20 protein-coding genes and 1 pseudogene are annotated in these 23,107 nt (G+C 68.9%); 8 read left to right on the top strand and 13 right to left on the bottom strand.

The window, feature by feature from the left end:
- Positions 1–266: 266 nt before the first annotated feature.
- From AC6CH2_RS02635 to AC6CH2_RS02595, 9 genes are all read right to left on the bottom strand, one after another.
- The gene (locus tag AC6CH2_RS02635) at positions 267–1,226 is read right to left on the bottom strand and encodes an alpha/beta fold hydrolase (protein WP_498267809.1); all 960 of its coding nucleotides are present in this window, start codon (positions 1,224–1,226) and stop codon (positions 267–269) included.
- 173 nt (positions 1,227–1,399) lie between these two features.
- On the bottom strand, positions 1,400–3,817 hold the full coding sequence (locus AC6CH2_RS02630) for a penicillin acylase family protein (RefSeq protein WP_498267808.1): 2,418 nt from the start codon (positions 3,815–3,817) through the stop codon (positions 1,400–1,402).
- Between the two features lie 138 nt (positions 3,818–3,955).
- Positions 3,956–4,858: a helix-turn-helix domain-containing protein gene (locus AC6CH2_RS02625; protein WP_498267807.1), complete on the bottom strand. Its 903-nt coding sequence runs from the start codon at positions 4,856–4,858 to the stop codon at positions 3,956–3,958.
- Between the two features lie 313 nt (positions 4,859–5,171).
- Positions 5,172–5,384 carry a DUF6289 family protein gene (locus AC6CH2_RS02620; RefSeq protein WP_498267806.1) on the bottom strand — a complete coding sequence of 71 codons (213 nt, stop codon included), beginning with the start codon at positions 5,382–5,384 and terminating at the stop codon, positions 5,172–5,174.
- Positions 5,385–5,669: 285 nt separating this feature from the next.
- Positions 5,670–5,972 (bottom strand): DUF6958 family protein, encoded by a 303-nt coding sequence (locus AC6CH2_RS02615; RefSeq protein WP_498267805.1) that lies wholly within the window; start codon positions 5,970–5,972, stop codon positions 5,670–5,672.
- Positions 5,965–6,516, bottom strand: a complete 552-nt coding sequence (locus AC6CH2_RS02610) for a GFA family protein (RefSeq protein ID WP_498267804.1) — start codon at positions 6,514–6,516, stop codon at positions 5,965–5,967. Before AC6CH2_RS02610 ends, AC6CH2_RS02615 begins: the two co-directional genes overlap by 8 nt.
- Complete coding sequence (locus AC6CH2_RS02605; RefSeq protein WP_498267803.1) at positions 6,513–7,148, bottom strand: TetR/AcrR family transcriptional regulator; 636 nt, start codon at positions 7,146–7,148, stop codon at positions 6,513–6,515. Before AC6CH2_RS02605 ends, AC6CH2_RS02610 begins: the two co-directional genes overlap by 4 nt.
- Before the next feature lie 63 nt (positions 7,149–7,211).
- A complete protein-coding gene (locus AC6CH2_RS02600) occupies positions 7,212–8,108 on the bottom strand; it encodes a mechanosensitive ion channel family protein (protein WP_498267802.1) in 897 nt (298 codons plus the stop codon).
- Between the two features lie 94 nt (positions 8,109–8,202).
- Positions 8,203–8,658: a hypothetical protein gene (locus tag AC6CH2_RS02595; RefSeq protein WP_498267801.1), complete on the bottom strand. Its 456-nt coding sequence runs from the start codon at positions 8,656–8,658 to the stop codon at positions 8,203–8,205.
- A 323-nt stretch (positions 8,659–8,981) separates the two neighbouring features.
- On the opposite strand from AC6CH2_RS02595, the gene AC6CH2_RS02590 reads away from it, so the two are divergent.
- The 3 genes from AC6CH2_RS02590 (at position 8,982) to AC6CH2_RS02580 (ending at position 13,061) form a co-directional block, all read left to right on the top strand.
- Positions 8,982–10,343, top strand: a complete 1,362-nt coding sequence (locus AC6CH2_RS02590; RefSeq protein WP_498267800.1) for a sigma-54-dependent transcriptional regulator — start codon at positions 8,982–8,984, stop codon at positions 10,341–10,343.
- 2 nt (positions 10,344–10,345) lie between these two features.
- Complete coding sequence (locus tag AC6CH2_RS02585) at positions 10,346–10,702, top strand: hypothetical protein (protein WP_498267799.1); 357 nt, start codon at positions 10,346–10,348, stop codon at positions 10,700–10,702.
- Positions 10,703–10,775: 73 nt separating this feature from the next.
- On the top strand, positions 10,776–13,061 hold the full coding sequence (locus AC6CH2_RS02580; RefSeq protein WP_498267798.1) for a PAS domain S-box protein: 2,286 nt from the start codon (positions 10,776–10,778) through the stop codon (positions 13,059–13,061).
- A 30-nt stretch (positions 13,062–13,091) separates the two neighbouring features.
- Here the strand turns inward: AC6CH2_RS02580 and AC6CH2_RS02575 are convergent, their stop codons facing one another.
- Together AC6CH2_RS02575 and AC6CH2_RS02570 are read right to left on the bottom strand one after the other, a co-directional pair.
- Positions 13,092–14,282, bottom strand: coding sequence for a BON domain-containing protein (locus AC6CH2_RS02575; RefSeq protein WP_498267797.1), 1,191 nt, complete (start codon positions 14,280–14,282; stop codon positions 13,092–13,094).
- A gap of 142 nt (positions 14,283–14,424) precedes the next feature.
- Positions 14,425–15,285 carry an SDR family oxidoreductase gene (locus AC6CH2_RS02570; protein WP_498267796.1) on the bottom strand — a complete coding sequence of 287 codons (861 nt, stop codon included), beginning with the start codon at positions 15,283–15,285 and terminating at the stop codon, positions 14,425–14,427.
- Positions 15,286–15,640: 355 nt separating this feature from the next.
- On the opposite strand from AC6CH2_RS02570, the gene AC6CH2_RS02565 reads away from it, so the two are divergent.
- Positions 15,641–16,225, top strand: coding sequence for an RES family NAD+ phosphorylase (locus tag AC6CH2_RS02565; RefSeq protein WP_498267795.1), 585 nt, complete (start codon positions 15,641–15,643; stop codon positions 16,223–16,225).
- A gap of 224 nt (positions 16,226–16,449) precedes the next feature.
- On the opposite strand, the gene AC6CH2_RS02560 is transcribed toward AC6CH2_RS02565, so the two are convergent.
- Both AC6CH2_RS02560 and AC6CH2_RS02555 read right to left on the bottom strand, forming a co-directional pair.
- A complete protein-coding gene (locus tag AC6CH2_RS02560; RefSeq protein ID WP_498267794.1) occupies positions 16,450–16,962 on the bottom strand; it encodes a UdgX family uracil-DNA binding protein in 513 nt (170 codons plus the stop codon).
- Between the two features lie 32 nt (positions 16,963–16,994).
- Positions 16,995–17,375, bottom strand: a complete 381-nt coding sequence (locus AC6CH2_RS02555; RefSeq protein WP_498267793.1) for a VOC family protein — start codon at positions 17,373–17,375, stop codon at positions 16,995–16,997.
- A 241-nt stretch (positions 17,376–17,616) separates the two neighbouring features.
- On the opposite strand from AC6CH2_RS02555, the gene otsB reads away from it, so the two are divergent.
- The 4 genes and pseudogenes from otsB (at position 17,617) to AC6CH2_RS02535 (ending at position 23,032) form a co-directional block, all read left to right on the top strand.
- The gene (gene otsB, locus AC6CH2_RS02550; protein WP_498267792.1) at positions 17,617–18,372 is read left to right on the top strand and encodes a trehalose-phosphatase; all 756 of its coding nucleotides are present in this window, start codon (positions 17,617–17,619) and stop codon (positions 18,370–18,372) included.
- A gap of 1 nt (position 18,373) precedes the next feature.
- Positions 18,374–19,729: pseudogene (locus AC6CH2_RS02545) on the top strand (alpha,alpha-trehalose-phosphate synthase (UDP-forming)); the annotation flags it as partial.
- A 122-nt stretch (positions 19,730–19,851) separates the two neighbouring features.
- Positions 19,852–20,910, top strand: coding sequence for a glycosyltransferase family 4 protein (locus tag AC6CH2_RS02540; RefSeq protein ID WP_498267791.1), 1,059 nt, complete (start codon positions 19,852–19,854; stop codon positions 20,908–20,910).
- Position 20,911: 1 nt separating this feature from the next.
- Positions 20,912–23,032: an amylo-alpha-1,6-glucosidase gene (locus tag AC6CH2_RS02535; RefSeq protein ID WP_498267790.1), complete on the top strand. Its 2,121-nt coding sequence runs from the start codon at positions 20,912–20,914 to the stop codon at positions 23,030–23,032.
- Positions 23,033–23,107: the final 75 nt, after the last annotated feature.

Genomic DNA, 23,107 nt, shown 5'->3' with positions numbered 1-23,107 from the left:
ACGCTGAGCGCCTCCACAGAACTGCCTCTCGCGCTGGCCGTCGAGATCCACGCAAGCGCCGATCGACGATGCGCGCCTCATTCGCTGGTGCGATGCGGCGCACCGCAACAGCAAAGGCAACGGCTCTCGGGTAGGAGCGACGCAAGTCGCGACCGCGTTGCCACGGCCTCGCCTCGATGGCCTGATCTCGTGTAGGAGCGACGTGAGTCGCGACTACGCCGAACGGTCTCGCAGCGCCTCCTTCCCGCAAGATCGACATCGCGCCGTCAGAAGAACCCTGCCGGCATCGGCGGAGTGGCGTCGTCGAGGAAGGGCACGGTCGCGGCCACGATGGTTTCGGCTTCCGCCATGATGCCGATGTGGGAGGTGCCGGGCAGGATCAGCAGCCGGGCCGGCGGCGGGGCCGACAGGAAGCCTTGCGCCGCCAACGCGGGCGCGCCGCCGCCGCGCATGCGGAACATCTCCACGCCGTGCTCGGGGCCCATGATGTCGTAGTCGCCCATGACGATCATGGTCTTGTGCTTCAGCGCCTTCATGTCGTCGCTCCAGTCGAACGGCGTGGCGTCCAGCGCTTTCAGCTTCTCGACCAGCCGCGGAAAATCCTCGCGCCGCGGCGCGAGCCGGTCGTATTCCTTCCGGATCGGGCTGTCGTCGAACACCGCCGGCGTGATCTGCTCGATGCCCGCCAACACTTCCTTGTAGAGCGCATCCAGGCGGGTACCCGCCGATGCGGTGACCAGTTTCGCGACCTTGGCCGGGTGCCGGACGGCGAGCTGGATCGCCGCGCCCCCGCCCATCGAATAGCCGAACACGTCGGCCTGCTTCACTCCGGCTGCGTCGAGCACGGCGGCGGCGTCGTCGGCCAAGGCTTCGTAGGTGATCGGACCCGGACCGTCGCCGGTGCGGCCATGCCCGCGCTGGTCGAGCACGATCACCGGGCGCGTGCGGGCGAACCGGTCGGCCATGGCGGCCATCGCATCGGCCGACATATAGGCGCCGTGCAGCACCAGCAACGGGGTCTTGGCCGATTTCAGGTCGCCGACGATGTCGTAATGAATGGCGAGATCGCCGCGTTTAGCGACGGCCGCGCGTTTGGCGGAGGACACCGCGGCGGTGGCGGTGGCCGGTTCCGCCGCCATTGCGCTTGCGGCCGGCGCCGCCGACAGCGCCAGGCCGGTCAGCACCGCTGCGGCGATAAGGCATAGGCCGGAATGAGACAGGGACATGAGGGGCTCCTTTATCGGTACGGTTGAATACACGTCGGTCGAGATCGGATCGTCGGCCCGTTTCACCAGCGGGTCGTTGCCGGCCGAACCGGCGATCTATGGATAAGACGAATCAGGCGGCGGCAATTCGACAAGCTCGCGCGGGACGGCTGCCGCGGCCGGACGGCAGCCTGTCAATGCCTGGGGTCGGGCCGCAATTCGAGGGAATAGACCGCGGCGCCGGGCAGGAACGGCGAGCGACGCCCGTGCACCCAGTCGTCGTGCCCGCGTCCCCAGAACGGCGACAGCAGATGACCGCTCTGCCCTCCCGGCATGTGGGCGATGCCGAAGCGCTCGTGGCCGGGCGATACCACCATGCGTTCGGTCGCACCGAAGGACGGGCCCTGCACGCGTGGCATGCCGCTGTCGCCGGGCAAGCGATCGCGCGGCATGCACAGCAGGCGCTTGCCGAGCAGCGGCACGGCCGAGGCCAGCGGGTGACAGATCGACGCGGTGTTGCGCTCGCCCCAGGAACGCTGCGCGAGCGCGCCCTGCCCGGAGAGCTCCTGCTGCACCTCCAGCGCCGCGTCCTCGAACAAGGCGTCCCAGGACCGATAGCGCTTCGACAGCAGATGCTCGGGTCGTGTCGTCGCCATGGGCCAGGCCACGCCTTCGAACTGCGGCAGTTGCGGCATCACGAAACGCTGCCGCATCGCCGCCTGGGCCGGTGCGGTCAGGCCGTCGAGGATGCGGGCATGCACGGCCAGCCGCCAGCCCCGCACCAGTCGGTAGCTCACCGAGCCGGTGCTCGCGCGGCCGTCCCAACGAGCGGCCGCCTGGGCGACCGCAGCCAGCGCGGAGTCGTTGCGACTGCGGCGGGCCTGAGCCTGCATCAACTGCCACCAGGGCGTCAGCAGCAGCGCGCGATCGTCGAGCTGGATGGCCAGCAGATCGCTTTCCTCGAACGTCTGGCGCTGGCGCAAGGCATCGCGTATCTGGGCGGCGCGTGCGCCGTGCGAATAGCCGCCGTCGCCGACCCGGTTCAGCGCGGCGCCATCCACGATGCGGTTGTTCGCGGTCCACAAGCGATGTCCCGGCGGATCGGCGACGACAGGCGGCATGCCGGATTCGGCGGCGGCGCACTGCCGGTGGATCGACGCGTCCGAATCCGCATCCGGCTCGGCAGCGGCCTGCGCATCGGCGGCATTCGTCGCGGGGGGCCCGGGCCAGCGGCAGTCGCTGGAGGCCTGCGCGGCGATGGTGGGGCCGATCAAGGTCCAGGCGATCCGGCCCTGGCGATCGGCCAGGAGCAGATTGGCCGTGGGCAGGCCGACCGAGCGGGCCTGCGCCAGGCCCTCGCCCACATCGCGCGCGTGGTGCAGCGCAGCCAGGTTGAGGTTGAGGCCGTCCGGGCGATACGCGGTCCAATGCAGTTGCATCGGCGGTCGGCCGATCGCGTCGACGACCAGGGGGCCGCGTTCGTCGCCGCGCACCGGCAGCGCCACCGGGTCGCGCCCTTTGATCCGGATGAGTTCCACTGCGGGCGGGCGTCGCAGCAACGCCGCACAGCCGCTCGCGTCACGGCCGCCGCAATGCGGGTCCCAATCGAGCGTATCGGCGTAGCCGTTGGTGAACCCCCAGGCGAGCCGGCCGTTGCTGCCTGCGACGACGACAGGCAAACCCGGCAGGGTGAATCCGGACACGTCCACCGGCCCACTCGGGTGGCGATAACGCAGGCGCGCCCGGAACCACACGTTCGGCACGCTCAACCGGGAGTGCATGTCGTCGGCGAGGATCGCGCGCCCATCGCCGGTCAATGCCCCGGCGACCGCGAAGCTGTTGCTGCCGGGCGTGCCGCTGGTGTCGAGTGCGGCCGGACGTTCCCGGACCGGCCCCGGCAGTTCGCGCAGGTCCACGCGCTCGGCTCCCGGCAGGACCGCGTCGCCGCGAGCCGGCCCTTGCATCGGCGCGTCCCAGCGCGTGCCGTCGCGCACCAGCAGATCGAACAAGGCCGCAGGCAGGTGCGGCCGCATCGAACGCAATGCCGCTTCGCGCGTGTTGGAGGCGTCCTGCAGATTGACGTACATCGCGTAGCCGGTCAGCGCCGAGTCTTCCGCACGCCACGGCTGCGGCGCCTGGCCGAGCAACAGATACGGCCAGGGCCGCACCTTCAACTGCGACAGGCCGGCGTTCACGCCTTCGGTATAGGCCAGCAACACGTCCGCGTGCGCGCCGGCGAAGGCATCGGCCTGGAGCCGGGCGCGGTGGCGGAAGCGGTGGATCCGGCGCTTGCGGTCGGCGTCGAGCATCGACGGGCCCAGCAGTTCGGCCAGCTCGCCGGCGGCGGTGCGGCGCATCAGGTCCATTTCGAAATAGCGCTCCTGCGCATGGACATAGCCCAAGGCCCGCGCGGCGTCGCGTTCGTCGGCGGCGTCGACGGTGACGACGCCATCGCGGTCGCGAGTCACCTCGACGGCGCTGCCGAGCCCGGCCAGCGCGGACTGCCCATCGAGCAGCGGCAGGCTGCCGCGCAACGACAGCCAGGCCGCGAACGCGAGCAAGGCCGACAGCGATGCCGTCCACCGGAGTATCGACCGCAACCGCTTCGCCATTTCGCCCCGCCGAAGAATGTCGCCGCGTCGTCGCGGCGAGCCAAAGGTGATTTTGCCTGCGCGCTGCCGCTGCGAACATGGCCGGGACCTGGCCGCCCTGCCCGGCTCGCGGATGCCGCGCCGTGGTCTGATGCCGTTCTAACCCGAATCTCGATCAGGCTCCGAATTCGACTTCGAATTCGGCTCCGGCTCCGGCTCCGGCTCCGGTTGTGGACATGGAGGCGGCTCGGGCTGCCATCGAGGCTGCGGCCCGCGCCGGGACAGCCACGCCGACCGCAGCGACTGCGCCGTCGCTCGGTCGGCCGGCAGCAAGGTCTCGATCGCCAGTTCGCACAGCGCCAGATCCACCGGCGCCTTGAACAGGGTCGTGACGCTGACGAAGGACAGTACGCCGCAGGGCGCGCGCAATCGCATCGGCATGGCGAAGCCGGTCGATGCGACCGTATCCGATGCAGGCCCGGGATAATCGCTCAGTTCCGCATGCAAAGCGTCGAGGACGGGGTCGGCGGCGAGGTGGGCCTGCCGGCGCAGGCGCTGCAGCAGTTGCGCACGCCACGGCCCCAGATTGAGGATGCGCGGCGCCAGGCCCTGCGGGTGCAGGCTCAGGCGCAGCAGGTTGATCGGCGGCCGCAGCAGAAACGCAGCGATGCCGTCGTCGTGCAGAGCGTCGGATGCGCCGTTGCGTGCCAACAGGTTCCAATAGCGATCCATCGCGAGCGCGGGATACGGCTCGTGCCCACGCAGCACCAGGTCTACCGCTTCACGCGCCTGCGCGAGCGCGGGATCGTCGCGCAGGCATCGCTCGGGATGGAGCGTCGACCACCCGGCCGCGCGCATCAGCGCATTGCGTTCGCGCGGCGGCACCTCCAGGCGATCGGCCAGGCGTATCAACATCGCCCGGCTCGGCTGCGAACGCCCGGTCTCGATGAAACTCATGTGTCGCGCGGAGGTGGCCGCGAGCTCGGCCAGATTGGACTGGCTGAGACCGCGGCGTTCGCGCCAGCCGCGCAGAAGTTCCCCCAGAGGTCGGATCGCGTTCATCCGGCCACGATAGCCAGGACGCGCGGCCTGGCCATTACCTGTCGGGTAAACCGCGCGGCCGGTCTGGCGCGGTGTCCGTCGCCGGACCGAAACCGCATTGCCTGCAAGGCGCAGGCCGCGCGCCGCCCACGCCATGCCGAGCGCAGGCGAGCGCGCTGCGTATAGTCGGACGAATCTCGACGCCCCCTGTGCCGCGGCTAGGCCGGCAGCCGCGAGATCTGCACGATTGCGCAGTAGCGAATTGCGAAGGAGTCGCCCATGCGGATCGGGCGACTCCGGCTCGCAGCCGGTGTTCGCGGAGCAGGTGCTGCCGTTACATCACGCAGCCGGCATACACCTTGGACCGGTTGGTGACCACGCCCCAGCCGGTATCGCCGCAAGCGGCGGGTTGGCGGATGCCGACGACCGTGCCGGCCTCGTTGTAGTACACGACCGAGCAGAAACAACCGGCGGAATCGGTGGCCGCGCCGGCGCCGGCGGACAGGGCCAACAGGGCGCCCAATACGATCAACTTGAAGCGATGCATCCCACTCCTCCCTTGGCGTTCTCGCGGCAGGATGCCGCGCCGGGAAGATAACAACGGCGCCGACGCGCGGCGCGCATGAGCCGAAGCGAGGTGCGATTACGCGATTGCCGGCCCAACTGAATTGTGCGGGCGATCATGAAGGCGGACGATGCGCCGCAGCATCGGCCCGGCGCGCTCGCTTATCGGCGCGGACGCGGGCGCAGGGCGGACCCGAGGCGTCGCACGACCGCCTTCGCGCCCGGCTCGGCGCAGTCCAATACACTGCCCCGCGCCGCCGCGCGGCGATCAGCTCTTGCGCTGCTGGTACAGTTGGACCGGTTTGTCCGGCGCACGCCGGATGACGCCCTTGGCTTCCAGATCGAGTTGCACCGCCTTCAACCACCAGCCAGCGGTCTCGCCCTGCGGGAACAACTCGTCCGGCAGATGCGGCAGCAACGCCTGTTTCGCATCCGCGACCTTCAGCCCGGGCGGCCGGTCCGGCAACACCGCCAGCAGAGCCTTGCGCATCGCCAGGTATTTCGCCCGGTCGACCCGGGCGGTGCGGCCGGGGCTGGCGACGTTCTCGATTTCGATCTTGTCTTCAGGCATCGAGCTTCTCCTTCACTTCGATCCGCGGATTGCGCAACCCCATCGCGATCCAGGCCGCGAGCAGCTTGGCGTAGAACGACAGCGACTGGCTTTTCAGATTCGGCAGGTCGTCCGGCAGCCGCGAGGCATCGTCCAGGTCGCCGACCATGGTCCGCATCTGCGCTTTCGGCCGGGCGTTCGGCGGCCACAGATGCAGGTACACGCTGAGCCAGTGCGCGCCCTTGAGTTCGAGAAACACCGGCGTGTTGCAGCAAGTGGCGACGACCCGGCGGGTGCCGGCATCGGAGGACAGGCGGAACTCGGCGAGATGTTCGCCGCCGGACACGATGCGGATGCGGTCCTTGCGGTACTCGGCGCAGGGCGTGGCGCCATAAGCGGTCAGCATATCGACCGCGCCCGGCAGCGCGGCCAAGCGGGCAGCGGCGGCCCGGCAGCTGTCGCACAGGCATTCCGATACCAGGATCGGCGCCCCGCTGGCTTCGAGCCGGGTGCGTCCGCAGGCGCATCCGATCATTGCGGTCGCCGCCGTGGTGGAGGTGTTCATGCGGGCAGTTCCCCGGTGAGATGAAACAGGTGCCGGATGTACCGGTCGAGATGGTCCAGGCTTTCGCGGGCGAGCGCGGGATCGTTGCCTGCCTTGGCCAGGACGAAGCCGCCCTGGATCACGGTCTGGGTGTGGCGCGCGAGGCTCGCCGCGGTCCAGTCGCCGGCGATGCCGCGCTCGCGCCGCGCGGTTTCGATGTCGGCCTCGAGCGTGGCCGCATGGCCGAAGATGCTGCGGCCGCAGGCATCGCGGATCTCCGGCGAGGTCGCGTGGATCTCCTGGGCCATGGTGCCGACGAGGCAACTGAATTCGTCGACTTCGCCGACGATGATCGCCTTGCGGAATGCGACATAAGCGAGCACGCGCTGCAAGGCGTCGGCCGGCCGGTGGTACGGCGCAGCGGCGAAGAACTCGGTGGTCGTCTCGGCCCAGAACTCGGCCGCGGCGACGCCGAGCGCGTCCTTGCTGGCGAAGTGGTGGAAGAACGCGCCCTTGGTCACATCGGCGGCGCGGCACAACTCGTCGACCGTGGTAGCGGCGTAGCCCTTGGCGCGGATCAGGTCGCGCGCCGCCTCGAGGAGCCGGGTGCGGGCGTTGCCGCGTTCGGGCGATTGCTTGGTCGGTCTGGCCATGGCGTGAACATACCATCTGGTTGGTATGTGTCAAGCCCGCCCAGAACGGCTCGCCTTCCGCGCCTACTCGGCCGGCGCCGACGGGTCCAGCAGATCGTCCGGCCGCACCATCGCGTTGCCCGCGCGGACCAAGTGCAGGTGGCCGTCCGCGCGCTTCGGCGCGCCGTCGCTGCGCCGGGGCGTCGGCATGGCCTGCGTAGCCGCGGCCGAAGGCGCTTTCTCGATCGGCATCGCCTCACGCAAGGCCGCGCTGCGCACCTCGTCGATATCGTCGCGATGCTGATCGACCCACGCGCGCACGCGCACCGTCGCCTTGCCGTCGGCACTGCTTACGACGAAAGCCGCCGCCGCGGGCTCGCTCAACACGCCGGCGACCGCCGCCACGCGTTGCCTGATTTTCGCCAGTCCGCTGGCGGCGACGTCCTCGGCCGGCAGGCTCAGGTCGAACTCGAAGCGACGACCCGGGTTCTGGCTGTAGTTGAGAATCACGCTCTTGAACACGATCGCGTTGGGCACGCGCAGGTTGTTGCCGTCGAGGGTCATCAGCACCGTCGCCCGCGCGGTCATCGCCGCGACCAGCCCTTCGTGCTCGGCGATCTTGACGTGATCGTGCGGTCGGAAGGGTTGGCGCAGGCTCAACAGCACGCCGGCGATGTAGTTCTCGATGATGTCCTTGAACGCGAAGCCCAGGGCGATGCCGACCACGCCGGCGGTGCCCAGCAGCGCACCGACCACGGCAGTGGCATTCATCAGCTGCAACCCGGCGCTCAGGCCGAGCAGGACGACGCCGCCCTTGATCGTGCTGGCCAACAGATCCTTCAGAAACGGGTTATGGCGCGCCACCCGAGCCACCACCGCCCGGCGCGACAGCCAGCCGCCGAACCACCACGCCGCCAAGGTCAGCAGCAAGGTCACCAGCAGCAGGGGACTCGCGGCCAGGAAACGATACAACTCGGCCAACATCCGCTCCTGCACCGACGCCCAATCGAAGGCAGGCAGAGCTGCGACTTCGGGTTCAGCGGCCCGCACGCCGTTCACCGCGGCCTCGTTCGGATCATTCGAGCGCTCCCCGGTTGCGCAGATGATCCCAGGCCAACAGGATCACCCGGCGGGCTTGGTCCCACTCCATGCGACTGTCGCCGCGCACCCGGCGATAACAGGTCGCCAATTCGTCTTCGAGCTCCGGCAGTTCGCGCCCGTGGCTGCGCATGTAGGCGTCGAGGCCCAGCTTGATCGCCGGCTCGTAATCGCGGTAACGCAGGCCGTCGCTGTTCGGCAGGCTGCGGTAGTGCCTGCGCCAGTAGCCGAGTTCTGACTCCAGGTCCACGACGTCCGGCGACATCTCATTGGTCGGCGCCTGGCTGCCGCAATAGCCCATGAAGCTGCCGGTCAAGGTGGTGGAATGCGGCCCGCGCGAATTCAACGCCAGCGGCGGTACGGGCGCGCCCGCCACGGTCGATTCGGACGACGGAAAGCCGAATGCAACGCGGTCTCTCAACAGTCTGCTCATGGTCTGGGCCTCTCGATGGTGGGCGGCACCGCTCGGCGCCGCGCCTGCCCAAGACCAAGCAACTCCCGTGCCACCGATGCGACGACAAGCCGGCATCGGCGGACCGCTCGAACAACGCACGGTGGCTTCGCATCGATTCGCACTCCTCGCCGCACCGTCGTCTTCCGTTGCGGCGGCGGCACTCGATGCGCGCCCAGTAATCTTTTCATCACGCAGGAATTATTTTCCGCCAACGCACGCTTAACAAACGCCGGCTTACTGTGGCCAGACCGACAGCGCCATGCCCTCTCCCGTATGTCTTTTCCCAGACAGGAACGCAAAACGTGCATTCCGAGCCCGTGCATCCCCGCGCCGCCGACGCCTGCCCCACGCTGTTGATCGTCGACGACGACCACGATTTCGCGCGATCCGCGGCCGACTTCGCCCGCTCTCACGGCTACAAGACCTATTTGGCCCACTCATTGGCGCAGTCGCGCGGCTTCAGCGAACTTCCGATCGTGGATCTGTTGATGCTCGATCTGGACCTGCCGGACGGCAACGGATTCGACCTGCTCGATGAACAGGATATGCCCGAACTCGGGCACGTGGCGATCGTCACCGGTCATCCGTCGGTGGAAACCGCCGCCCGCGCGGTGGCCGGGCCGGTCGTGGACTATCTGGTCAAGCCTCTGTCGCCCGAGCAGTTCAGCGGCCTGCTCGAACGCGCTGCCGAGACGGCGCGTGCGCAGGCCGGCGACCCCGGTTCGGCGGGAATGATCGGCGAGTCGTTGGCGATGCAGCGGCTGCTCGCGGAAATCCGGCAATTGGCGCCGTCGAGCGCATCGGTCCTGCTGAGCGGCGAAAGCGGCACCGGCAAGGAATTGGCGGCCCGCGCCGTACATCGGTTGAGCGGGCGCAAGGGCCCGTTCGTGGCGGTGAACTGCGGCGCGATCGCCCCGGACCTGCTCGCCAGCCATTTGTTCGGCCACGAACGGGGCAGTTTCACCGGCGCGGCAAGCCGTCATTGCGGCTACTTCGAGCAGGCCAGCGCGGGCACTTTGTTCCTCGACGAAATCGCCGAGATGCCCGCGGCGCTGCAGGTCTATCTGCTGCGGGTGCTCGAAGCCGGCTCCCTGACCCGGGTCGGGGGCACCGAGGAAGTGCCGACCGACGTGCGGGTGGTCGCCGCGACCAACCGCGATCCGCTGCGCGCGGTCGAAGAAGGCGCGCTACGCGAGGACCTGTACTACCGGCTGGCCGATTTCCATCTCGAGCTGCCGCCGTTGCGCAGCCGCGGCAACGACGCGATCCTGATCGCCCGCGCGACCCTGCAGGAGTTGAACACACGCTACGGCACTCACAAGCGATTCGTCGCCGGCACCGAGCGGGTGCTCGCCGCGCATCCCTGGCCCGGCAACGTACGCGAACTGCGCAGCGCGGTTCAACGGGCGTTCCTGACCACGATGAGCAGCGAGATCCGCGTCGCACCCGGCGGACGCAGGCTGGCGCCGGTGTCCGCGGGCCCGACCGAGGTCAGCTTCAGCGTCGGCATGACCTACGCCGAGATCGAGCGTGAAATGCTGCTCAAGACCCTGGCGCATTTCGAGCACGATCGCACCCGCACCGCCCGCGCCCTGGGCGTGAGCGTGCGCACCATACACAACCAGATCGCGCGGCTGCGCGACAGTGGACATCAGGTGGATTGACCGTGACCGTTCGCGAACCGCCGGACTCGCCCTATACCGTCGAACCGGCAGATGCCGGCGGCGACCGAGCTCGTGTCGATGAAATCCGTGCCCAACAAGTCCGTACCCATGAAGTCCGTACCGAGGGCCTGCATCCCGACGGTGCCGACAAGATCGATAACGAAACCGTTCGCAGCGAATTTGCTCGCTGGCTGCACCGGCTGCGCAACGAGCTCAATACCGCCAACATGGCCTGCGCAGCGGCCCAGGCCTTGCTCGCCAATGGCGCGGTCGAACTCGCCCAGGAAAACCTGCGGCGCGCCGCGAGCGCCGGCGCGCGCATCGCCAAGGTCCTGGACGAGGCGCCGACGCGCCACTGATCGCGCTCAGACGGCCCGCCTTCTTCGCCCCTCGTAGGGCCACCGCCGGACCGACCCAGTGGATACCGTGGACATGGGCGATCGCCATCGCAACGACCCCGAGGTGCGTTCGCAACGCGCCTTGATGCTCGCCTTGATCGAGCGGATCCCGGCGCTGGTCGCCTACGTCGACAACGAACGCCGATATCGCCTCTACAACCGCGATTTCCGCCGTTGGTTCGGCAATCGCCGGCTGCGGGGCGTGCGCCTGGAAGACGCGCATCCGCAAGCCGAACTGACGCCCTATCTGCCGCTGCTGGAACGGGCTTTCGCCGGACATCCGGTGCGTTTTCCGCTGGAAGCGGCCCGCCGTGGCGAGCGACGTCATTTCGACGTCCAGTTCGTCCCGCATCGTTCGGACCAGGGCGAGCCGGAAGGCGTGGTCATCCACGCGCTGGACGTCAGCGAGCGCATCGAGGCGGCGCGCCGGGTCGAGGCGAGCGAGCGCCGGTTCCGCAGCCTGGCGATGGCCTGGGCCGGCATCGTCTGGTCGGCCGACAGCCGCGGCTGCATGCTGGATGCGCCGGGGTGGGAGGAGCTGACCGGCCAGGACCGGCGCGAAGCGCAGGACGACGGCTGGATCGAGATGATCAGCCCTTACGATCGCGAGCACGTCCGCGCGACGTGGGACGAGGTGCGCCGCTCGCCCGAGCCTTCGATCATGGATCTCGAGTTCCGCGTGCTCACGCCGCTGGGCGAGGCGCGCTACGTCGCCCTGCGCGCGGTGCCGGTGATCGGTCCGCAGGGCACGGTGCTGGAGTGGATCGGCGGCATCCGCGACGTGCACGAGAAGCGCCTGTTCGAACAGCAATTGCGCCATGCCGAAGCCGAGCAGCACGCGCTGTTGGACAACCTGCCGAAGATGGTCTGGATCGCCGAGCCCGACGGTTCGATCCGTTACCAGAACCGGCTCTGGCACGAGTACAGCGGGCTCAGCGGCCGCGAGGACTGGCGCGACATCTGCCATCCGCAAGACCTCGACAACGGCCTGCGCTCTTGGGACCAAGCCATCCGCAACGGCGAGCCGCTCAACGTCGAGTTGCGTTTCCGTCGCGCCGCCGACGGCGAATACCGCTGGCATGTCGTCCACGGCCAACCCTTGTTCGACGAACACGGCCATCTGCGTTGCTGGTACGGCGCCAGCACCGACATCGAGGACCAAAAACGCGCGATTGCGCTGTTGGCGGCGGCCAACCAGCGCGTCAGCCGCTTCCTGGCGGTGCTCAGCCATGAACTGCGCAATCCCCTGTCGGGCGTGGCGGCGGCCAGCGAACTGCTGCAGCGCCCCGACCTTTCGCCGCAGCAGCACGCGCGGGCACTGGAGATGCTGGTGCGCCAGAATCGCCATGTCCAGCGCATGGTCGAAGACTTGCTCGACGTCTCGCGGGTCACCCAGGGAAACCTCGAACTGCGCCGCGAAGCGATCGAGATCGCAGGCCTGTTGGCGGAGGTGCGCGAAGACAACCTGCCGGCCGCCGAGGCCGCGGGCGTGCACATCGCCGCGCTGGCCCAGCCGCCGGCATGCCGCGTCGAAGGCGATCGGGCGCGCTTGCGCCAGGTGTTCGACAACTTGCTGTCCAATGCGATCAAGGCCAGCGCACCCGGGCAATGGATACGCATCGAGTCGGCGCACGCGACGATGCCCGACGGTGCTCCGGGCGTCGAAGTCGAGGTCGTCGACCAGGGCCAGGGCCTGGACCTGGAGATGTCGGCCAAGCTGTTCGAGCCATTCGTGCAGACCCCTGGCTGGCGCTCGCGCGGACTCGGCCTGGGCCTGAACATCGTCAAGACCCTGATCGAACGGCACGGCGGCCGGATCGCGGTGAGCAGCCAGGGTTTGGGCCATGGCAGCCGCTTCAGGGTCTTGTTGCCGGTCGGTCGTGCCGTCGATACCGTGGTCGCGTCCGTATCCGCGCTCGCCGCCGAATCGGCAGACGAGCGGCTCGGCCGGATACTGATCGTGGACGACGAAAGCGATACCGCCGAGGCCCTGGCGACTTTGCTGGGCCTGGCGGGGCATCGCGTGCGGACCTGCGCCGATGCCGAACACGCCCTGGCGGCGTGGCGCGAGGAGCCGGCGGATGTGGTGCTGTGCGACCTGGAGTTGCCCGGACCGCTGAGCGGCTACGATGTCGCGCGCGCATTGCGGCTGTTGCCGGGTGCCCCGTACCTGATCGCCTACAGCGGCTACGGTCAGAGCGGCGACCGCGAACGCACGGTGGACGCCGGGTTCCACGAACATCTGATCAAGCCGGCCGCCATCGAGCGCATCCATGCCGCGGTGCAGCGAGGCTTGAGCAATGCATCGAAGCCGCCGTAGCGGCGGCTTCGATGCCGGATCGAGCGACGATCAATGCGGCTGGTTGCCGGCGGCGTTCTGCGAAGCGGTGCCGGTGCTGCCGGTAGTGCCGGTGGTGGTAGCGCCGGTGGTGCCGCTGCGCCCGGCGCCGCTCGCGCCGGAGCGTTGCTCCGCTTGCTGGCGCTCGGAGCCCGGCTGGCGTCCGCCGGTCTCGGAGCTCATCCCCGCCTGGCCGCCGCCGCGCACGCGGATGCGGTTCTCCACATCCTTGACCCCGCTGCAGGCATCGGCGATGTCTTCGGCGCGATGCTTCATCCAGCGGGCGCTGACCTCGCCCTCGAGCACGATCTTGCCTTCGCTGCAGCGCACCTCGATGTCGCGGGCGTCGATCAGCTCGTCCTCGGTCAGGCGTTCGTTGAGGTCTTCGGTGATGCGTTCGTCCGAGCGGGTGTAGCGACGCGGCCCCTGGCCGCGATAGCTGCGCATGCCCTGCTCGCGATACGAGGACGGGTTGGCGGCCTCGCGGGTGCGCGATTGGTCGCTGCGCGAATAGTCGTCGTAGCCGCGGCCACGCGAGTAGTCCTCGTTGGCCTCGAAGCCGGCGCCATAGGCCGACTCGCCGAAACCGCTGCGGCCGGCGTAACCGGACGAGCGGCCGTAGCCTTCGCCCATCGCGCGGCGCCCCGGGCGCTCGGCGTAACTGCCTGCGCGGCGAGGGTCGTACTCGTCGTAGTCGTAGAGGCCCTGGCGACCGCCGCTGCCTGCGCTTTCGCCGCCGTAGGTCTGGTGGCTCTGGCGCGCATCGTTCTGCGCCGGGAACCGGCCGCTGCCGCGGTAACTGGAGGTCGAGGCCCACGGCGCGTCGCCGCGGTCGTCTTCGCCCGCGCTCTGCCAACGCTCGTCGAAACCGCGAGCGCGCCAACCGCTGTCGTAGTGCTGGTCTTCCTGGTAGCCGCGCGCCTCGATGTCGGGGCCGTGCGCGCCGTACATCGAGCGTTCGCCGGATGGATAATTCGAGTACCCCTGCGGCTGCCCGCGACCGCCCTGCGCGCCATGGCCCCGGCGCGGCTCGTAGGCGTAGTCGGAATAGCCCGCACGGCTCGCCTGGCGCTGCTTGTCGTGCATCCACGACTCGTCCTGTTCGCCGCGGCCGCTGCGTTGATAGCGCACGTCCTCCCCGGCCTCGCCCCGGTGGCGCGAGGACTCGGCGTTGCGGCCGCCGGGATAATCATGCTGTCTCATTTCGTCTCTCCTTTCGTTCAACCAAGCGCGCCCCTTGTCGAGGACGCGCGCGCCCAGCCGCATGGCCTCTTCGGCCACGGCCTTGAGTTCTGCGGTGCCGACCGCTTCGTGGTGCTGCTTCTGGCTATGGCTCTGCCTGGTTCTACGCACTGATGTGTCCTCCGCCGTTGATGTGGATGGTCTGCCCGGTAACGAACGACGCGTCTTCGCTGGCCAGGAACACGTAGGCCGGCGCGACCTCAGCCGGTTGGCCCGGACGCTTCATCAAGGTGTTCCGGCCGAAGCGGGCGACTTCCTCGGGCTCGAAGCTGGCCGGGATCAGCGGTGTCCAGATCGGGCCCGGCGCCACCGCATTGACCCGGACGCCGCGCTCGGCGACGGCCTGCGCCAGCGAAAACGTGAAGGCATGGATGGCGCCCTTGGTCGAGGCGTAATTGATCAGTTTTTCGTGACCGCGCACGCCGGTGACCGAACCGGTGTTGATGATGCTGCCGCCCCGGGGCAGGTGCGCGAGCGCTTCGGTCGCCAGGTACATGTACGCGAATATGTTGGTGCGGAAGGTGCGTTCAATCTGCTCCGGCTTCAATTGCTCCGGTTCCTCGACGGTGTGCTGCTCGGCGGCGTTGTTGACCAGGATGTCGAGGCGACCGAAGGCGGCGAAGGTCTCCTCCACTACCCGGCGGCAATGCTGCGGGTCGCCGAGGTCGCCGCGGATCAGCAGGCATTCGCTGCCCTCGGCGACGACGAGTTCGCGGACCTTGGCGGCGTCTTGCTCTTCGTCGAGATAGGCGATCGCGACTTTGGCGCCTTCGCGGGCGTAGTGCTGGGCCACGGCGCGGCCGATGCCGCTGTCGCCGCCGGTGATCAGCGCGACTTTGTCGCGCAGGCGGCCGCTGCCGCGATAGCTGTCGCGGATGCTCAACGGCTGCGGGATCATTTCGGATTGCCGGCCGGGTTGCTCGTCTTGCGATTGCGCGGGCATACGGGTCGCGGATTCGTTCATGGAAACTCCATCGAGCGGCGACGGCGAGCGCCGTCGGGGAAAGGCGGACCACATCGACGGCGCATCGATGCGCGTCCGTCGCGATCGAATGACTGCGGTATGGGAGCTGCACCGCAATACACCCTGGATACGCCTTGGATACACCCTCGAGATGCCGCAAGACGCGTGCCAACGCGCAAGCCTCGCGATACGCGTCGCCGCGGCGCGAAGGCTCGGACTCGCGAAGGAACTGCTGCGCAAGCCTGCAGATTCTTCCCGGCGCCGGGCGGCCCCCGACGCGCCGGCCGGGCTGCGGTGTGGCACGAAGCTTGCTGCACAACGGGAGTAATCCGCCGTACCGAGGATCGATCCGGACATGAACGCTCAACCTCAGGCGCAGCCGCGCTCCGCGCCGACGCCGCGCGACAATCAACTCGCCGACAGCTTTCCCGCCAGCGACCCGCCCTCGACCACCGATCCGCGCGCCGCGGCGCCCGGAACGGCCCGGCCGCATGTCTTGCTGTATCGGGTGGTTCCGGCGGGCCGGACCGACCGGGCCTTCTCGGCCGAAGCCGCGGCGAACGACGGCCGCTGGACCTCGCCCGGACGAGACGCGGTGTACGCTTCGACCAGCCCGGCCAGCGCGGTGCTCGAATTCATCGTGCACAACCGCGACACCGATGCGGGCGCCTTGCGCCTGGTCGTCGCGAGCGTGCCGGCCGCGTGTTGCCACGCCGCGACCCTGCTGCCCGAAGATTGGGACCAGCGTCCGTATCGCGTGCATGTGCGCCGGGTCGGCGATTGCTGGCTCGACAGTGGCCATTCGCTGGCCCTGTTGGTGCCGAGCGCCCTATCGCCGAGGGAGAAGAACGTCCTGCTGAATTTGCGCCACGCCGACTTCGCCCGCCTCTCGGTGCTGTCCTACGACGTGCTGAGCCTGGACACCCGTCTGCGCCATTGAAGCTCGTCGCTGATTTCGTGCTGTCCGGCCCGTTAGGCGCTAGCGCCGGCCGCGGGCGGCCGGCAATTCCTGCATCGCCGACGCTAAAGCGCGCAGATCCTGCACGAGTTCGCGGTATCTCGATTGCCGCGTCGGCGAAGGCGCACGCAGTATCGCCGAAGGGTGCCACGTCGCCATTGCCCAAGTGCGCGCATCGAGTTCGCGCCATTGCCCGCGCTCGCGGGTCAAGCGAAATCTCGCGCCGAACAAGGTCTGCGCCGCATCGCGCCGAGCGCCAGGACCAGCCGCGGTCGCAGGCGCAGCCATTCGGCCGCCAGCCAGATCCGGCAGGCCTCTTGTTCGTGGGCGTTCGCGCGCTCGTGCATGCGCCGTTTGCCGCGTCGCTCGAACTTGAAGTGCTTGACAGTATTGGTCAGATACAGGGCGCGCCGTTCCAGGCCGGCTTCGGCCAGCGCCTGCTCCAGCAGGCGCCCGGCCGGCCCGACGAAGGGCCGGCCGGTACGGTCCTCCTCGTCGCCCGGTTGTTCGCCGAGCAGCATGACCTGCGCACGCGCCGGCCCTTCGCCGAACACCGTCGCCGTGGCATGCCGCCACAGCGGACAGGCGCGGCAGCGCGCCGCCTGTGCGCGCAGCTCGCGCAGGCTGGCACGCGGCACCGGCACGGTCACCGGCCTGGCGAACGGAAACTCGCCGACCGGCGATGCCTGCTCCGGCGACGCCCGGCGCTTCGAAACCATACGCTCAAGACCATACGATCGAGCCCATGCGGTCAGGGCCATGCGTTGGTATGCGCAGGAAAATCCTCGCGCTGGGGCGGCAACACGCAGAAGCGCTGTCCGGTCGGCGCAGCCATCACCCACCAGCGTTTCACTTGCCCGATGCGCGCCGCGCCCAGTTTTTCCAGGCGCACCACTTCGGCCTCGACGTCGTCGGTCTCGATATCGAGATGGACTCGGCTGGCATGCGACACCGCCTGCACCAACACGCCGGGTTGATCGGCATGCACGATCAGGCGCCGATACATGGCATCGCTCGCGCTCTCGGCCGGCAGCACCCGGCAGCCGAGCGCCTGGCCCCAGAATTGCGCAGCCCAGTCGGTATCGGTCGTCTCGCAATCGATCACCACCTGCGCCAGACGGCTTCTATGCATGATCTGTCTCCGTGTCGTCGCTACCCAGGGAAAAGCAAGCGACGTGCCAGTCGCATCGCCGTAAGGCGGCGCAGGACGACGGCGCATGCGCGGCAATGGCGCCGCATCGCAGCCATTGCCGAAATTGCTTCCGCTCCGCGCAATATTTGCAGGTCCAAGCGCACATAAAAGCGCTTGAATCATGCGATTTTTTGCGATCCCGTGGACTGAGCGCTCACATTCGCGCCGTTAGCATGCGTTCATGGCTAACGAACCCAATTCATCCTTGACGCCTCCGGAGATATCGCCAAGTTGGGCCCTGTTTCTCGACGTCGACGGCTGCCTGGTCGAACATGCGCCCTCGCCGGAACTCAGTCGCGCACCGCCCGAACTTGGCCCGCGTCTGCGCGAACTGTCGCAACGACTCGGCGGCGCGCTCGCCCTGGTCAGCGGCCGTTCCCTGGCTGCGCTGGACCGTTTGTTTCCGGAATGCGCGCAGATCTGCATGGCCGGCCTGCACGGCCTGGAATGGCGCGACCACGGCTCGGCGCAGGCCTCGCCGCCGGCCTGCGCCGAATTCGAAGCATTGCTGGCGCAAGCGCAGGAATTGTTGCGCGCGTATCCTTCGGCCCGGATCGAAGCGGCCGGCCCCTGCCTCAACCTGCATTGGCGCGCCGCCCCGGAAGCCGCGCCGGCGATGACCGACTTCGCCGACGCCGCGGTGACACGCCTGTCCGACTATCGCGCGCACCCCGGCGCGCACGGCATCGAGATCCGTCCGGCCGGCATGGACAAGGGACAAGCGATCGCCGCACTGATGGCGCGACCGCCGTTCGCGGGACGCCGGCCGGTCTTCGCCGGCGACGATCCGGCCGACGAGTGCGGCTTCGCCGAGGTCAACGCCCGCGACGGCATCAGCGTGCTGGTCGGCGAACGCAGCGACACGCTCGCGCACTACCGACTGACCGATCCGCCGCAAGTGCGGCAGTGGCTGGGAACGATCAAGGAGATCGATTGACATGTCGCGTACGGTGATCGTTTCCAATCGCGTCGCCTTGCCGGGCACGCAACGGCCGGGCGGCTTGGCCATCGGCCTGCGCGCGGCCCTGAGCGAGGGCGAAGGGCTGTGGTTCGGCTGGAGCGGCCGGGTCGGCAGCGCCACCGAGGTGCCGCAACGCCGGCGAGAGGGCGTGGTCGACTACGCCACGCTCGATCTGAGCGAAGACGACGTCCAGACCTATTACCGCGATTTCGCCAACCGCGTGCTGTGGCCGCTGCTGCACTCGCGGATCGACCTGATCGACTACGAACGCGAATGCAGCGAGGGCTATCGCCGGGTCAACAGCCGCTTCGCCCGTGCGCTGGCACGCGAGCTGCGTCCGAACGACGTGGTCTGGGTGCACGATTACCATCTGATTCCGCTGGCCTCGGAACTGCGCGCGCTGGGCGTCGGCAATCGGATCGGTTTCTTCCTGCACGTGCCGTTCCCGCCGGGCGATCTGGTCGCGGCCCTGCCGCATCACCGCGAACTGTTCGGCCGGCTGCTCGACTACGACCTGATCGGATTGCAGACCCGCGCCGACGCCGCGCACCTCGAAGGCTATCTTCGAGACCAACTGGGCCTGCGACCCTTGCCGGGATCGCTATGGCCGACCGGCGACGGTCGCAGCCTGCAGGTGGGCGCCTATCCGATCGGCATCGACACCGCGGCCATCGAAGCCCTGGCCGCGTCCGCCGACGGCGCCGAGGATGTCCGCCGCCTGCGCGACAGCCTCGGCGAGCGTCGTCTGATCATCGGCGTGGACCGGCTGGATTATTCCAAGGGCCTGCCCGAACGCATGCGCGCCTTCGAGCGTTATCTGGCCCGTCATCCGGACCTGTGCGGCCGCCTGACGTATCTGCAGATCGCGCCGCCGTCGCGCGGCGAGGCCGCCGAGTACCGCCAGCTGCGCGCCGAGCTGGAAACGCTGGCCGGCCATATCAACGGCCTCCACGCGCGGCCGGACTGGACCCCGATCCGCTACGTCAACCACGACTACCCGCATCGCGTGCTGACCGGCTTCTACCGCGCGGCGGGCGTCGGCCTGGTGACGCCGCTGCGCGACGGCATGAACCTGGTCGCCAAGGAGTACGTCGCCAGCCAATCGCCGACCGACCCCGGCGTGCTGGTGCTGTCGCGGTTCGCCGGCGCAGCCGGCGAGCTCGACGCGGCGTTGCAGGTCAACCCGCACGACAGCGACGAAGTCGCAGACGCCCTCGCCCAGGCCGCGCGGATGCCGCTGCCCGAACGCAAGGAGCGTTGGCAGACCATGATGGACGTTCTGCGGCGCAACGACATCACCGCGTGGCGGCGCAGCTTCCTGCAGGCGTTGAACGCGCCGCCGGACGCTGCGCGCAGCGAGGCGGGCGCGGTGGTCTCGATTCCCTCTTCGCCGGCGCGGGTGGCGCGCAGCCTGGCCGCGCTGGCGCCCTTATCCAATATAGGCAAGAACGCACTATGAAGATCGCGCAGATTTCCCCTCTCTACGAGTCTGTGCCGCCGCGCCTGTACGGCGGCACCGAGCGCGTGGTCGCGCACCTGAGCGACGCGCTGGTCGAAGCCGGCCATCAGGTCACCTTGTTCGCCGCCGCCGATGCGGTCACCAAGGCCGAACTGGTGCCGGTCCGCGACCAGGCCCTGCGGCTCGATCCGAGCCCGTTGAAGTCCAACGTGGCCGCGCACCTGAGCATGATGCACGAGGTGCAGCAACGCGCCGGCGAATTCGACCTGCTGCATTTCCACGTCGACCTGCTGCATTTTCCGTTCTTCGAAGACCGCGCCGACCGCACCCTGACCACCCTGCACGGGCGCCTGGATCACAAGGACCTGCCCGACGCCTACAAGCGCTGGTCGCGCTACCCGCTGGTCTCGATTTCCAATCACCAACGCCGGCCGCTGCCCAGGGCGCGCTGGCTGGGTACGGTCTACCACGGCCTGCCGACCGATCTGTACCCGTTCGTGGCCCGGCCCAGCGGCGGCTATCTGGCCTTTCTCGGCCGCATCTCGCCCGAGAAACGCCTGGACCGCGCGATCGAGATCGCCCATCGCTCCGGCTACCCGCTCAAGATCGCGGCCAAGCTCGACAAAGCCGACAAGGGCTATTTCCACGAGACCATCGAACCGCTGCTCGACACGCCGGGCGTGGAGTTCGTCGGCGAGATCGGGGATGCGCAGAAGGCCGAGTTCCTCGGCCAGGCCGCGGCCTTGTTGTTCCCGATCGATTGGCCCGAACCGTTCGGCCTGGTGATGATCGAGGCGATGGCCTGCGGCACGCCGGTGATCGGCTGGAACTGCGGTTCGGTGCCCGAGGTGCTCGACGAAGGCATCAGCGGCTATATCGTCGACTCGATCGACGCCGCGGTCGCCGCGGTCGACGACGTCGCCTCGCTCGATCGCGGGCGGGTGCGCGCGGTATTCGAGCGCCGTTTCTCCGCCGCGGCCATGGCTCACGACTATGTCGACCTGTACGCAGGGCTGGTCGGGCTCGGCGATCGCGGGCTCAGACTGAGGGCCTGACGTGGACTCGGCTGCCTCCGCCGCTCTCTACACCAGCCACGTACTCAAGGACGGCGACAGCTTCCTGATCGCCAACGGTTACGGCGACATCGCCGGCCCGACCGAGGGCCTGTTCCATGACGATACGCGTTTGCTGAGCCTGTACCGCCTGGGCCTCGGCGGCGGGCGCCCGGCCTTGCTGAGCGCCTCGGTGTCCCGCGACAACGTGTTCTTCGTCGCTCATATGACCAATCGCGCGCTGTCGCCGATAGGCGAATCCGGCACGCCGCAGGGCCTGGTGCATATCGCCCGCACCCGCCTGTTGCTGCAGGAGCGGATGTACGAGCGGATCTCCTGCACCAACTACGACTCGCGCACCGCGGTACTGCCGCTGCGGTTCGAACTCGCCGCCGATTTTCGCGACATGTTCGAAGTGCGCGGCAGCGTGCGCAAGGCCCGCGGCGAAATGCTCGCCTCGCACGACGACAGTTGCCGACGCCGGTTCCAATACCGCGGGCTGGACGGGGTGCTGCGCAGCTCGTTCATCGCGTTCTCCCGGCCACCCGTCGCCGAAGACGGCGGCGGGCTCGACATCGACCTGCGCATCGAGCCCGGCGGGCACACCGAGCTGTACGTCGAAGCCGGCCTGGCCGGCGGCGACGAGCTGCCGCCGTCGCGCGAACGGTTCCGCCAGGCCGCCACCCAGGCGCGGCTGCGCATGCGCCATCGCCAGCGGCGCGGCGCCAGGATCAGCAGCAACGGCCCGCTGTTCGACGAGTGGATGCAGCGCTCGCGCTCGGACCTGGCCTTGCTGACCAGCGAACTGGCCAGCGGCCCCTACCCCTATGCCGGCATCCCTTGGTTCTCGACGCCGTTCGGACGCGATGCGGTGATCACCGCGCTGCAGACCCTGTGGCTCGACCCGGGACTGGCCCGCGGCGTGCTGCGCTTTTTGGCCGAACACCAGGCCCAGGAGGAATCGGCGTTCCTCGATTCCGCGCCGGGCAAGATCATGCACGAAACCCGCAAGGGCGAAATGTCGAGCCTGCGCGAACTGCCGTTCGGCCTGTACTACGGCGGCGTCGACACCACCCCGCTGTTCGTGTTGCTGGCCGGCGCCTATGCGCGCCGCACCGGCGACCACGGATTCATCGATACGCTGTGGCCGGCGCTGAGCGCGGCGACCGCGTGGATCGAGCGCGTCTGCGACGCCAACCCCTGGGGGCTGCTGGACTACGCACGGCGCGAGGCCAGCGGGCTGGCGAACCAGGGCTGGAAAGACAGCGAGGATTCGGTGTTCCATGCCGACGGTCGCTTCCCGGTCGGGCCGATCGCGCTGATCGAAGTGCAGGGGTATGCCTATGCGGCGTTCCGCGCCATGGCCGATCTCGGACGCCGTCGCGGCGAAGCGAACGCAGCGCGTTGGGACGCGCGCGCCGAACGCTTGCGCGACATCGTCCAGGCCAAGTTCTGGATGCCCGACGCCGGCTACTACGGCATCGCGGTCGACGGCGAAGGCCGGCTGTGCGAGGTGCGCGCCAGCAACCCGGGGCACCTGCTGTACGTCGGCCTGCCCGATCCGGCCCAGGCCAAGGCCGTGGCCGAGCAGCTGATGTCGCCGGCGTTCTATACCGGCTGGGGCCTGCGCACCCTGGCCAAGGGCGAGCCGCGCTACAACCCGATGTCCTACCACAACGGTTCGGTGTGGCCGCACGACAGCGCGCTGTGCGCCAGCGGCATCGCCCGCTACCACGGCCGCGACGTCGCCGCGCGCTTGCTGCGCAGCGCGTTCGAGACCGCGGTGCACTTCGACATGCGCCTGCCGGAACTGTATTGCGGCTTCGCCCGCCGCCCCGGCGTGCCGCCGATTCCGTATCCGGTGGCGTGCCTGCCGCAGGCCTGGGCCGCGGGCTCGCCGTTCCTGTTGTTGCAGGCCTGCCTGGGCGTGGAGATCGACGGCGAACACGGGGTGGTGCATGTCGATCGCCCACGCCTGCCGCCGGGGATCGATGACGTGCGGGTGCGCGGCTTGATCGTGGGCGACCAGAAGGTCGACCTGGTGTTCAAGCAATTCGGCGACCGGGTCGGCGTGTTCAGCGAAAGCCGCAACGAGCACGCCATACCGGTCAATCTGCGCAGTTGAATGCACGCGTCTACTGCCTGGCCGCGGCAACAAGTGCCGCCTGCGAAAAAACTGCAGTGCGTTCGCCGGCGACGT

This window comes from Lysobacter sp. GQ73 (assembly GCF_059758755.1).
This window is presented reverse-complemented; position numbering and strand designations above follow the sequence as displayed.